Source organism: Streptomyces sp. HUAS MS02, assembly GCF_055702265.1.
In genome coordinates this window covers 2,731,863-2,744,129 of record NZ_CM146747.1, presented here as the reverse complement: position 1 = coordinate 2,744,129, position 12,267 = coordinate 2,731,863, and the positions used below count along the sequence as shown (strand labels likewise).

Sequence of the window (12,267 nt, the reverse complement as noted above, 5' to 3'; positions counted from 1 at the left end):
CGGGCTCACACTAACGCTCCTGGTTGTAGGTGCTGTCAGGACCGAAGCCCTGGCCGTTCGTTTCACTGCCTGCGTTGCGCCCACGCTGGACACCGCGACGCAGGTTGCTCAGCCTGCCCCGGACGTCCTCGGGAGCGCGGGAGATCTGTGGACCTCCCTGCGGGGTCGTCTTGGCGGCTCCCTCGACCAGGTTGGCCTTGGGCACCCGCCGAGGCAGGCCGGAGGAGGTGACCCCGCCCGCCTTGGGCTTCTTCAGCTGGGAGGCCTGCTGCCAGCGCTCGTCGTTGGTCGAGCGCCAGTCGCCGTTCGGTCCCCCGGCCGTCGGCTGGTCCTGGGCCACTTCCTGCCGTCCGGTCGCGGCGCCCGCGCTCGTGCCGCCCGCGCTCGCGGTGGAGCCGCGGCGGGGAAGGCCGGCGTCGGTCAGCGTGTGGCCGGCGGAAGGGGTGGATCCCGGACGGTCGAAGCCTACGCGGTCCGGCTCCTTCACGTCAGCGGCCTGCGCAGATTCCGGTTCCGGAGCGTACTCGGAGCGGTACGAGCTCTGGTAGTCCTGCTGCTGCGGCCAGTCGTCCTGATAGGACTGCTCTTCGAAGCCCGTGTACGTCTCCGGGGCGTTCGCGGCGGCGGCCGCGTGCTCCTCCTGGACGGACTCCGCATAGGCGGGCTCAGGGTAACCGCCGGTAGCGGCGAACGTGTCGTTCCCGCCCGGGAGGTGTCCGTCGCCGTTCGCCACGCCGTTGCTCTGGCCGAAGTACGCCTCGTCGTACGACGGCTGCTGCGGCTCCTCGTACGCCGTCTGCTGGTCGTAGGACCGTTGCGGGTCCACGTACGCGGTCGGGCCGTTGTCGTAGGACGGCTCGGGCGACTGGAAGTCGTCGCCGTAGCGCGGCGCCTCGCCGGCGGGCAGCTGCGGGTTCTGGTGCGCCTGGGACTCCAGGGCCGCCCGACGCTCCTCACGCATCAGGGAACGGCCCACGGGGTCCAGGTCGCGGATGTCGTCCGGAACCTCGTACCGGCTGTCGTCGAAGCCCAGCTCGGCGGCGGTCCGCATGGGGGCGACGCCCGGCTGCTGGAACGCGTGCTGCTCCGGGATGATCTGCGAGACCGTGAACTCGTCGACCTGCGGCTGGTGCTGCTCGCCACCGCCACCGTGGGTGATGACGTCGGGCAGCATGACCAGCGAGGTCGTACCGGCCTGCTCGCCCGAGGGGCGGAGCTGGACGCGGATGCCGTGCCGGTCGGACAGCCGGCCGACCACGAATAGACCCATGCGCTGCGAGATCGCGGCGTCCACGGTCGGCGGGTTGGCCAGCTTGTGGTTGATGTCCGCGAAGTCCTCGGCGGTGAGGCCGATGCCCTTGTCGTGGATCTCGATCATCACGCGGCCGTCGGGGAGACGGGTCGCGGTGACGCGGACCTTGGTCTGCGGGGAGGAGAACGTGGTGGCGTTCTCCAGGAGCTCGGCGAGCAGGTGCACGAGGTCGGTCACGGCGCGGCCGTGGATCTCGGCCTCCGGGACGCCGGAGAGCTCGATGCGCTCGTACTGCTCCACCTCGGAGGAGGCGGCGCGCAGCACGTCGATCAGCGGGACCGGCTGGTCCCAGCGGCGGCCGGGCTCCTCACCGGCGAGAACGAGGAGGTTCTCGCCGTTGCGGCGCATACGGGTCGCGAGGTGGTCCAGCTTGAAGAGGTTCTCCAGCTGGTCCGGGTCGGCCTCGTTGTTCTCCAGGTCGGTGATCAGGGTCAGCTGGCCCTCGATCAGCGACTGGTTGCGGCGCGAGAGGTTGGTGAAGATCGCGTTGATGTTGCCCCGCAGCAGGGCCTGCTCGGCGGCGAGCCGGACGGCCTCGCGGTGGACCTGGTCGAAGGCGCGGGCGACCTCGCCGATCTCGTCCGTGGAGGTGATCGGGATCGGTGCGACCCGGGTGTCGACCCGGCCGGGGTCGGTGCGCGAGAGCTGGTCGACCAGCATCGGCAGGCGCTGCTCGGCGATGCCGAAGGCGGCGTTGCGCAGCTGGCGCATCGAGCGGCTCATCTGGCGGGCCATGATCCCGGCGATGATGAACGCGGCGAGCAGGGCGACGATGACGATGGCGCCGTTGAGGTAGGCGTCGCGCTGGGCGTCGGAGGCGATCTGGCCGGCCTCGGACACCGCGCGGTTGATCAGCTCGGTCTCGACCTCGCTGTAGCCCTCGAACTTCAGCGTGGAGGCCGCCATCCAGTTCTGGTAGGTGACGCCCTGCTTGGCGAGGTCCTCGGGGGAGGCACCGCTGCCGATCGCCTGGATCATCTTCAGCATGGTGTCCGGCGGCGCGACGTAGTCCGGGTCCTTCGCGGCGGCCGCGGCGGCCTGCTTCTTGCCCTCTTCGGTCTTCTGCGCCATGACCGACTCGAGCCGTGCGGCGTCGGCCTCGGTGCCACCGGAGACGAACTCCTGGACGGCGATGTTCTCCAGGTAGGCGTAGGAGGTGAACGCCGTGATCTGCTGGCGGAAGACCCGCTGGTCCTCGCTCGGGCGGACCAGCAGGTGGGTGCCGATCGAGCGCTGCAGAGAGGCGGCGCCCTTGGCGAGCGTGACCGCGTAGACCGTACGGCCGTACGCGGTGATGTTGCCGGTACCGAGGCCGAGCTCGTTGGAGAACTCCGCCAGGAGGTGCTCGACGGTGACGTAGCCCTCTTCGGTCTGTACCGGGTCGGCGGCCCGGGTGAAGGCGGTCTGCCGGAGTTTCTCCAGCGACGGCTCGGCCTCCTCCACCAGACGCAGACGGCGTTCCAGGCCCTGCCCGGCGGGCATCCCGACGACCTCCGCGTGGAAGGCGTCCGCCTTCTCGTCGGTGAAGGCACGGGCGTCCTTGACGACCTCGCTGTCCCGGTCGCCGTCCAGCAGAGGCTGGGCGGAGAGGTCACGTTCGTTGAGCAGCGCCTCGCCGTAGAGACCGGCGGCGGCCACGATCTTGGCGACCTTCTCGGCGTCCTTGGCTTCCTGCCAGGTGTCGATCGAGCCCTTCACCTGGAAGCCGCCCATGACCAGGCCGACCAGCACGGGTATGAGGAGGATCGCGTTCAGGCGAGTGGGTACACGCCAGTTGCGGGGGGAGAGACGACTGCCGCTGGGTGCGGGAGCTGCCGTCGGCTCCGGTCCGGTCACTTGTGCGGGTGCCGCTCCGCGCGGCGGCGGGGTGAAGTTGCCCCGCGCCGATGGCTCGGGACCTTTCTTGCTTCGCCTCACTCGACCAACAACCTCTCGGCGCCGGCACCTACGTCGTGCCGCGGGTGACTCCACGCCCTAGTACGTCTTTGACTAATGGGCAGTTCAGGCATTCCAGCACGTCACGCTGAGGACTTCCAAACACTGGGAGGCAACGATTCCGCGTGATGTAAGTCCCAGATAAAACGGTCATAAAGAGCGAGCCCCGGCAAAAAGCGGGGGCATTGTGAGCGCAGCGGCACCGATCGACCGCGACGCGTGGTCGTACCACCCTATTTCTCTGTCGAAACGTTATGAACACCGGGGCCGACCGTGTCAAAGGACACAGCCGGCTCCGGTGTAACTACGACAACTGCCATATGACGTTGTGGACTTGAGTCCTGTTTTGGGCCCAGTCGCGGTGCTTCGGCGCCTGCCCCCTAGCGCAGCCGCGCCATGAGCGCGTGCTCGACCAGGGTGATCAGGGCCGACTTGGCGTCCGCGCGGTGGCGGGCGTCCGTCGTGAGGATCGGGGTGTCGGGCCCGATCTGCAGTGCTTCACGCACCTCGTCGGGTGTGTACGGCTGGTGCCCGTCGAAGCCGTTGAGGGCGATGACGAAGGGCAGGCCGCTGTTCTCGAAGTAGTCGACGGCCGGGAAACAGTCGGCGAGACGACGGGTGTCGACCAGCACCACGGCACCGATGGCGCCGCGGACCAGGTCGTCCCACATGAACCAGAAGCGGTCCTGCCCCGGCGTGCCGAAGAGGTACAGGATCAGGTCCTGGTCGAGGGTGATACGGCCGAAGTCCATGGCGACCGTGGTGGTCGTCTTGTCCCCGGTGTGGGTGAGGTCGTCGATGCCCGCGGACGCGGACGTCATCACGGCCTCGGTACGCAGCGGGTTGATCTCCGAGACGGCCCCGACGAACGTGGTCTTGCCCACGCCGAAACCGCCCGCCACCACGATCTTCGCGGAGGTGGTGGCCCGTCCCGCTTCAGAGCTTCCGAAGTCCACTGAGCACCCTTTCCAGCAGAGTCACGTCCGGAGCGCCACCGGCGTTCTCGTCGCCACCGGGTTGATGGATCGCGACGAGTCCGGCCTCGGCGAGGTCCGCGACCAGGATCCGTGCCACACCGAGCGGCATGGACAGCAGGGCCGACACCTCGGCCACCGACTTCACCTCGTGGCACAGGTGGCAGATCCGCTGGTGCTCGGGGAGCAGCCCCATCAGGTGCGCGGGGTCTGCCGTCGTGCTGATCAGCGCCTCGAGGGCGAGCTGGTAACGCGGCCGCGTCCGGCCACCGGTCATGGCGTACGGCCGTACCAGCGGCTGGTCGCCCTCGTCTCCGTACGGCTCTGCGTACGGATCGTGAGGAGCGGTGGGCGGGGTCATTGATCCTCCGAGCGGGACAGCAAGTCGGTCAGTCGTGCCGTCTGACGGGGGCCGGTGGGGGGACTGTGTCGGCCTGACGGTGATGTGGTGAGTTCTGTGGATCCGCAGGCGTCAGTGGAGCAGACTGCCTTGGAGTTCGGCGCGCAGGTCGGGCGTGAGCACGGCGCCCGCGCGGTCGACGAGCAGCGCCATCTCGTAACCGACCAGACCGATGTCGCACTCGGGGTGGGCGAGGACGGCCAGGGACGATCCGTCGGAGACGGACATGAGGAAGAGGAATCCGCGCTCCATCTCGACCACCGTCTGGGCCACGTCCCCGCCCTCGAAGATCCGGGACGCCCCGGCCGTGAGCGAGGTGAGTCCGGAGGCGACGGCCGCGAGCTGATCGGCACGGTCGCGCGGAAAGCCTTCCGACATCGCCAGAAGAAGACCGTCGGCGGACACGACGACGGTGTGGGACACCCCGGGGGTGTTGTCCACGAAGTTGGTGATCAACCAGTTGAGGTTCTGTGCCGCTTGGCTCATCTGGCTCAACTAACGCTCCTGCTGGTGAGTGGGGCTCGGGAAGCTACCGGTCTGGCCGTTGCCGGCCTGTCGACCCTGCGCGATGCCCCGACGGAGATTGGTCAGCCGGCCGCGTACGTCGTCAGGCGAACGCGAGACCTGCGGACCGGTTTGGTGCTGTTGCTGCTGAGCCGTGCCCGGCACGAGGTTGGCGCGCGGGACCCGGCGCGGCAGGCCGGAGGTGGTGACCCCGCCCGCCGAGGGTTGACGGGCTCGTTCGGCCTGGCGGACCAGGTCGTCGTTGGGAGTGCTGCGCCAGCCGGAGGAGGCCGGCGCGGCGGGAGCGGCAGGACGCTGGGGAGCCGCCGCCGGACGCTGGGGCGCCGGAGCGGTGTGCTGCTGAGGCACGGAACCGTTGCCCTGCTGCTGACCGCCCTGGCTGTTCTGACCGTTCTGGCCGCCCTGACCGTGGAACCAGTTGGTCTCCAGCGTGTCGTACAGCGGTGTACGGCCGTCCATCGGGCCCGTCGCCGGGGGCAGTGCCTCCGGCTCCTGCGGACGCGCGGGACGCTGCGGGGGCATCGGGGGACGCTGCGGCGGAACCGGCGGGCGGGGCGCGCCGTAGTTCTCACCGTTGACCTGCGGCCGCTCGAACTGGCCGGTGTCCTGCGGGTTCTGCCGACCCGGCGCACCGTACTGCCCGTTGCCCTGCGGGTTCTGCCGGCCCGGAGCCGGGAACTGGCCCGTGCCGGAGCCGTCGTAGCCCTGCGTGGCGAACTGGCCGGTGGAGGACGGGTCCTGCGGAGCACCGCGGGACGGACCGGTGGGCGCCGGCGGAGCACCGGCCCCGCCGAACACGTCGGAGCGGACGTAGGAGCCGGTGCCGTTCTGCGGGGTGCCCGCACCGGGGCGCCGGCTGTCGAAGTCGCCCTGCGGCGAACGCGGGAAGTCGTTGGACGGGCCAGGACCCTGGTGGGGGTCGACACGCGGCATCGGAGCGGTGACGTCCGGCTGCTCCTCATGGCCGCGCGGGGCGTCCAGCGAGGCGCGCGGCACAGGCGGCTGCGCGTTGTCGTCGCTCCAGCTCGGCCGCGCCGGGGTGTTGCCACCGGGCAGCTCGGCGCGTGCGCCACCGCGGCCGGGCAGCTGCGGGCGGCGCCTGCCGGAACGTTCCTTGCCCTGCTTGGGCGGCACGGCGCCGGGGCCGTTGTCGGCCCCGCCCGGCCGTCCCGCACCGGTGTCACCGGGACCGCCGGCCGGGCGCAGGCCCGAGCCGTTCGGGAAGCCGCTCTGGCGTCCGGAGTCGTCGAAGCTCTCGAAGCCGCCCGGACCACCGGTCCCGGCAGCCTGCAGTCCCTGCGGGGCACCCTGCGACTGACCGCCGCCGAACCCACCGCCGCCGAACCCACCGGCACCGGCGCCCGCCGGAGCCGGCCGGCCGCCCTGCGGGGGCATCGGCGGACCACCCTGCGGCCCACGCGGGGCGCCGGGGTTGCCGAAGCCGCCAGGGCCACTGGGGTTGCCGGGCAGCGCGGCCCGCGGACCCTGGCCCGCGCCGACCTGCCCACGCTGCGGCGCTCCGCCCAGGAGCCCACCACCGGCGGAGGGGCCGCCGAGCGGCGGACCCGACTGGTTGCCCGCCTGGCGACGCGCGGCGGCGGCACCGGCCGCGGCCTGCGCGGCGGCGGGGCCACCGGTGGAGGGGGCACCCTGACCGGGCTTGCCCGGGGTGGGCTTCTTGTTGCCCTGGGCCACGTCGACGGGAAGCATGACGAGCGCGGTCGTACCGCCCGAGTCGGACGGGCGCAGCTGGATGCGGATGCCGTGGCGCTGCGACAGACGACCGACCACGAACAGACCCATGCGGCGGGAGACCGACACGTCCACGGTGGGCGGCGAGGCGAGCCGCTCGTTGATCGCCGCGAGGTCCTCGGGGGAGAGGCCGATACCGGTGTCGTGGATCTCGATCAGCACACGGCCGTCGGGCAGCGCGTGACCGGTGACCTTGACCTTGGTCTGCGGCGAGGAGAAGGAGGTCGCGTTCTCGAGCAGCTCGGCGAGCAGGTGCACGAGGTCGTTGACCACGCGGCCGGCCACTTCGGTGGTCGGCACGGAGGCCAGCTCGATGCGCTCGTACTGCTCCACCTCGGACGCGGCGGCGCGGAGCACGTCGACCAGCGGGACCGGACGGGTCCAGCGGCGGCCGGGCTCCTCACCGGCGAGGACGAGGAGGTTCTCACCGTTACGGCGCATGCGGGTGGCGAGGTGGTCGAGCTTGAAGAGGGAGGACAGCTGGTCCGGGTCGGCCTCGCGGGACTCCAGTTCGGAGATGAGCGACAGCTGACGCTGGATGAGGCCCTGGGAGCGGCGCGAGAGGTTGGTGAACATCGCGTTGACGTTGCCCCGCAGGAGGGCCTGCTCGGCGGCGAGGCGGACGGCCTCGCGGTGCACGTCGTCGAAGGCCGCGGCCACCTGGCCGATCTCGTCCCGGGAGTGCACACCGACCGACTCGACGGAGGTGTCGACGTCCTGCGGGTCCGACTCCGAGAGCTGCTTGACCAGCTCGGGCAGCCGGTCCTGGGCGACCCTGGTCGCGGTGTCCTGCAGCCGCCGCAGCGAGCGGATCATGGACCGGGCCACGACGAAGGCGCCGACGAGGGAGACACCGAGGACGAGCAGGATGAGCGCACCGGAGATGATCGCCTCTTGCTCGGCGTCGGCGCGCAGGTTGCGAGCGGTCTGCTCCATCTGCTCGAGGAGCGAGCCCTCGATCTTCTTCATCTGCTCGATCTTGGCCGACGAGTCGTCGGTCCAGTCCCGGTACGAGCGGTTGTCCTGGCCGCCCAGACCGCCGGCGCTGGCGAGCACCCGGTCCGCGTAGAGGTCGGCGGCCTCGATGGTGGGGCTCGCGTCGTCGATCGGCTTGGTCAGCTCCTCGGCACCGTCTCCGTAGATGTCGGAGAAGGTGCTGCGGTCCGACTCCTCGTTCGACAGCGCCGAGTTCGCGTAGAGCCGGTCGTTCTCGGAGAGCTTGCCGGCCTTGTCGTCGGTGGCGGGGAGCGCCGCCGCGATGACCGCGCGCTGGATGGAGGCGTACTCCTTCGCGGAGGAGAAGGCCGCCAGGGCACGGGTCCGCTTGATCATGTCCGGGTTGCTGGTGGCCTCGGCCATGTCCGTGGACAGTTCCAGCAGCTGGGAGATCAGTCGGTGGTAGGCCTCGACCGTCTGCGTGGAGTTCTTCGGGTCCACGTAGGCGTTCTTGCGGATGGTGCTGAGGTTGTAGAGCTCGCGCACCACCCGGACGAGGCTGTCGCGGACGCCGGGCATCTTCGCGGTGGTGTTCGCGGTCTCGGCGGCCTGGGTCGCGTCCGTGAACTGGACACGGGCCTGGTCCGTCTTCTCGCGGGTGCCCTTGACGGTGAAGTCGGCGGCGTCCAGCCCGTGCGAGAGGGGACCGGCCGACAGGTCGCGCTCCTGCTGGAGCGCGGCGGCGAGTTCGGTCGCCTGCTTCGTCATGTCGGTCAGCAGGCGCATGTTGTCGAGCTGCTGGATGTCGTCCACGTTGTCGCCGATGCGCAGGGCACCGAGCGAGGTCGCCGCCACCACGGGGAGCGCGAGCAGCGACACGAGACGGGTCGAGATGCGCCAGTTGCGCAGGGCTATTCGGGAGCCGCTGCCGGCTCCGGTCTTGGTGCCGCCCTTGGGCTTCCCGGGCGGCACGGGAGCAACTGACGAGCCGGGGCGCCCTGAGCGCTCCCCGCCGTCGCCGATCTCCGCCGGACCCGGGTTCTGGGCGTGCTGGGGGGAGGAACCGTTGCCGGTTCCGTTGTGTGGCTCCGGCTCCGCCGAAGCGCTGCCATCCCTCTTGAAACGTCCCTGCACTAGCGTCGCAACCTCTGGACCAGGCGCCCCACCGCGTGAACGGCGGGACGGTGTCGGCGTCTTCGGGGGCGCCCTGAATACGTCCCCAATTGGTGGTCGTGAGTGACCGGCGCTGGCTCCCCCTTCCACCGCCACCAGGCGCTGTTCTTGCGCCCCTGCGCGCCGGCACGGATCCGGCGGCGGTCCGTGGAATTCCAGCACAGTGCCGGATCTCCAACAAGGCCAATGGGTAACGGTCTGTTCACTGTTACAGCACGTGAGGGCTGCGTCACCAGGCGTGGAAGGCGTTTGCATTTATTACGGACATACCCGTGCGATCCAGAGGTGTGAGCAGGGTGTCCCAGTCGCCATGATCAGGAGCGGAATGCGTGCTTCAGGTCGCTTATGTCTGTTTCGTGGGGTCGAGTTGATGGCCTGAATTGCCCGTTTTACCCATGACTGAGTGAGCAAACTCACACGCCGATCATGCCTTCTTCACGACTTGGCCTGGGAATCGGATGTTTAGCCTGACGCTTTACAGGGATGGCGAATCCGACAACCCGCGCTTGTGGGACGGCCCTTCCGGCCCGCCCGGCGCCCGTACACGACGAGGTCCAGGACAACAGTGAAGACGACGACGATGTTCCGCACGATAGCCAACCCCCGGCGCACGACCCTGGCCCACCTCGAAGACGCCGAGGACCTGCGTACGCCGGAGCAGGAGCACTCCGTCGACCTCCCCTCCGTGACCGCCAACCCCCGCCGGACGGTCCTGATGACGGTCCCGGTCCAGGCGGCGGAGTAGTTGCAGGCTCAAGTACGCGCGGAATCCGGCGATCACTCAAGTCGGTTCCTGTGAAGCATCGGCGGGTTCCTGCGAGGGCTCGGCGGAAGGGCGCTCGGCACGTGCCGAGCGCCCTTCCGCGCGTGTACCGGGGTTAATACGCGAGGCGGCCACCTCACCCCGCGTTAGCCTGGACCGTCAGACTCCAGCCAGCTCAGTTAAGGGGCGCAAGCATCCCGTGCGCATCGCCAGGTTCTCCATCGACGGGAACGTAGCCTTCGGCGCGGTCGAGGGCGACAAGCCGGACGAGCTCGTCCTCGACATCATCAAGGGCATTCCGTTCGCGGACTTCGAGCTCTCCGGGACGAAGGTCCCGGTCAACAAGGTCAGGCTGCTGCCGCCGGTGCTCCCCAACAAGGTCGTGGCCTTCGGCCGCAACTACGCCGAGCACGTCCGCGAGCTGGGCAACGAGGTTCCCGACGCCCCGTTCGCCTTCTTCAAGCCCGCCACTTCGGTGATCGGCCCCGGCGACGAGATCCAGTACCCGTCCTTCTCCGAGGACCTCCACCACGAGGCCGAGCTGGCCGTCGTCATCGGCCGGATGTGCCGCGAGGTGCCGCGCGAACGCGTCAAGGACGTGATCTTCGGCTACACCTGCGCCAACGACATCACCGCCCGTGACGTCCAGAAGCGCGAGAAGCAGTGGGCCCGGGCCAAGGGCTTCGACACCTCCTGCCCGCTGGGCCCCTGGGTGGAGACCGACCTCGACCCGAGCGACCTGACCATCCAGCTCACCGTCAACGGCGGGCAGCGCCAGCTCGGCCGGACGAGCGAGATGATCAACTCCATCGAGGACCTGATCGTCAACATCACCGAGGCCATGACGCTGCTCCCCGGCGACGTGATCCTCACGGGCACCCCGGCAGGGGTCGGCCCCCTCAACGTCGGCGACGAGGTCGCCGTCACCATCGAAGGCATCGGCACTCTCACCAACAAGGTGATCAAGCGTGGCTAACGGCTCCGTCCGCGTACGTTTCTGTCCGTCCCCGACCGGCAACCCCCATGTGGGCCTGGTCCGCACGGCCCTGTTCAACTGGGCGTTCGCCCGCCACACCGGCGGCACGTTCGTCTTCCGCATCGAGGACACCGACGCGGCCCGCGACTCCGAGGAGTCCTACGAGCAGCTCCTGGACTCCCTGCGCTGGCTGGGCTTCACCTGGGACGAGGGCCCCGAGATCGGCGGCCCGCACGCGCCGTACCGCCAGTCGCAGCGCATGGAGACGTACCGGGAGGTGGCCGAGAAGCTCAAGGACGCCGGCCATGCCTACTACTGCTACTGCACCGCCTCCGAGCTGGAGGAGCGCCGCGACGCCGCCCGCGCCGCCGGGAAGCCCTCCGGCTACGACGGCAAGTGCCGCGAGGTCACCCCGGAGCAGAAGGCCCGGTACGAGGCCGAGGGCCGTGAGCCGATCGTCCGCTTCCGGATGCCCGACGAGACGATCACCTTCACGGACCTGGTCCGCGGCGAGCTGACCTTCACCCCGGAGAACGTGCCGGACTACGGCATCGTCCGCGCCAACGGGGCTCCGCTCTACACGCTGGTCAACCCGGTCGACGACGCCCTGATGGAGATCACCCACGTCCTGCGCGGCGAGGACCTGCTCTCCTCCACCCCCCGCCAGATCGCCCTCTACAAGGCGCTGATCGAGCTGGGCATCGCCAAGGAGGTCCCCTCCTTCGGCCACCTGCCCTACGTGATGGGCGAGGGCAACAAGAAGCTGTCGAAGCGCGACCCGCAGTCCTCGCTCAACCTCTACCGCGAGCGTGGCTTCCTCCCCGAGGGACTGCTCAACTACCTCTCTCTGCTCGGCTGGTCGCTCTCCGCCGACCAGGACATCTTCACGATCGAGGAGATGGTCGCCGCCTTCGACATCGCCGACGTGAACCCCAACCCGGCCCGCTTCGACCTGAAGAAGGCCGAGGCGATCAACGCCGACCACATCCGTCTGCTGGACGTGAAGGAGTTCACCGAGCGCTGCGCCCCCTGGCTGAAGGCCCCCTTCGCCCCCTGGGCGCCGGAGGACTTCGACGAGGCCAAGTGGGAGGCGATCGCCCCGCACGCGCAGACCCGCCTCAAGGTCCTCTCGGAGATCACGGAGAACGTGGACTTCCTGTTCCTGCCGGAGCCGGCCGAGGACGAGGCCAGCTGGACCAAGGCCATGAAGGAGGGCTCCGACGCCCTGCTCCGCACGGCCCGCGAGAAGCTGGAGTCCGCCGACTGGACCTCGGCCGAGTCCCTGAAGGAGGCCGTCCTGGCCGCCGGCGAGGCCCACGGCCTCAAGCTCGGCAAGGCCCAGGCCCCGGTCCGCGTCGCCGTCACCGGCCGCACGGTCGGCCTGCCCCTCTTCGAGTCCCTGGAGATCCTGGGCAAGGAGAAGACCCTGGCGAGGATCGACGCGGCGCTGGCCAGGCTGGCCGCGTGACGCGCGCACGCGACGCCCTCGTGTGACGAACGGCGCAGGTGAGGGGCGGCACC

Annotated in this window: 8 protein-coding genes; 3 read left to right on the top strand and 5 right to left on the bottom strand. The window is 69.9% G+C overall.

Annotated elements, in window-relative coordinates:
• Positions 1 to 10: 10 nt before the first annotated feature.
• The 5 genes from ACZ9QC_RS11570 to ACZ9QC_RS11550 all read right to left on the bottom strand — a co-directional run bounded on the left by ACZ9QC_RS11570 (position 11) and on the right by ACZ9QC_RS11550 (position 8,968).
• Entirely contained in the window at positions 11 to 3,229 is a 3,219-nt protein-coding gene (locus tag ACZ9QC_RS11570; RefSeq protein WP_472920073.1) for a sensor histidine kinase, read from the bottom strand.
• Positions 3,230 to 3,627: 398 nt separating this feature from the next.
• The gene (locus ACZ9QC_RS11565; protein WP_184899766.1) at positions 3,628 to 4,203 is read right to left on the bottom strand and encodes an ATP/GTP-binding protein; all 576 of its coding nucleotides are present in this window, start codon (positions 4,201 to 4,203) and stop codon (positions 3,628 to 3,630) included.
• A complete protein-coding gene (locus ACZ9QC_RS11560) occupies positions 4,184 to 4,582 on the bottom strand; it encodes a DUF742 domain-containing protein (RefSeq protein ID WP_009314205.1) in 399 nt (132 codons plus the stop codon). Before ACZ9QC_RS11560 ends, ACZ9QC_RS11565 begins: the two co-directional genes overlap by 20 nt.
• Before the next feature lie 111 nt (positions 4,583 to 4,693).
• On the bottom strand, positions 4,694 to 5,107 hold the full coding sequence (locus ACZ9QC_RS11555; RefSeq protein WP_005479910.1) for a roadblock/LC7 domain-containing protein: 414 nt from the start codon (positions 5,105 to 5,107) through the stop codon (positions 4,694 to 4,696).
• A gap of 9 nt (positions 5,108 to 5,116) precedes the next feature.
• Complete coding sequence (locus tag ACZ9QC_RS11550) at positions 5,117 to 8,968, bottom strand: sensor histidine kinase (RefSeq protein WP_472920072.1); 3,852 nt, start codon at positions 8,966 to 8,968, stop codon at positions 5,117 to 5,119.
• A gap of 604 nt (positions 8,969 to 9,572) precedes the next feature.
• Here ACZ9QC_RS11550 and ACZ9QC_RS11545 point away from each other — a divergent pair.
• From ACZ9QC_RS11545 to gltX, 3 genes are all read left to right on the top strand, one after another.
• Positions 9,573 to 9,752: a hypothetical protein gene (locus ACZ9QC_RS11545; protein WP_184899770.1), complete on the top strand. Its 180-nt coding sequence runs from the start codon at positions 9,573 to 9,575 to the stop codon at positions 9,750 to 9,752.
• Positions 9,753 to 9,969: 217 nt separating this feature from the next.
• On the top strand, positions 9,970 to 10,746 hold the full coding sequence (locus ACZ9QC_RS11540; RefSeq protein ID WP_472920071.1) for a fumarylacetoacetate hydrolase family protein: 777 nt from the start codon (positions 9,970 to 9,972) through the stop codon (positions 10,744 to 10,746).
• Positions 10,739 to 12,214, top strand: a complete 1,476-nt coding sequence (gene gltX / locus ACZ9QC_RS11535) for a glutamate--tRNA ligase (RefSeq protein ID WP_467299566.1) — start codon at positions 10,739 to 10,741, stop codon at positions 12,212 to 12,214. Before ACZ9QC_RS11540 ends, gltX begins: the two co-directional genes overlap by 8 nt.
• The last annotated feature ends 53 nt before the right edge of the window (positions 12,215 to 12,267 follow it).

Coding starts and splice junctions, on each gene's coding strand:
- ACZ9QC_RS11560 (WP_009314205.1), bottom strand. CDS start 4,582: ATGACCCCGCCCACCGCTCCTCACGATCCGTACGCAGAGCCGTACGGA.
- ACZ9QC_RS11555 (WP_005479910.1), bottom strand. CDS start 5,107: ATGAGCCAAGCGGCACAGAACCTCAACTGGTTGATCACCAACTTCGTG.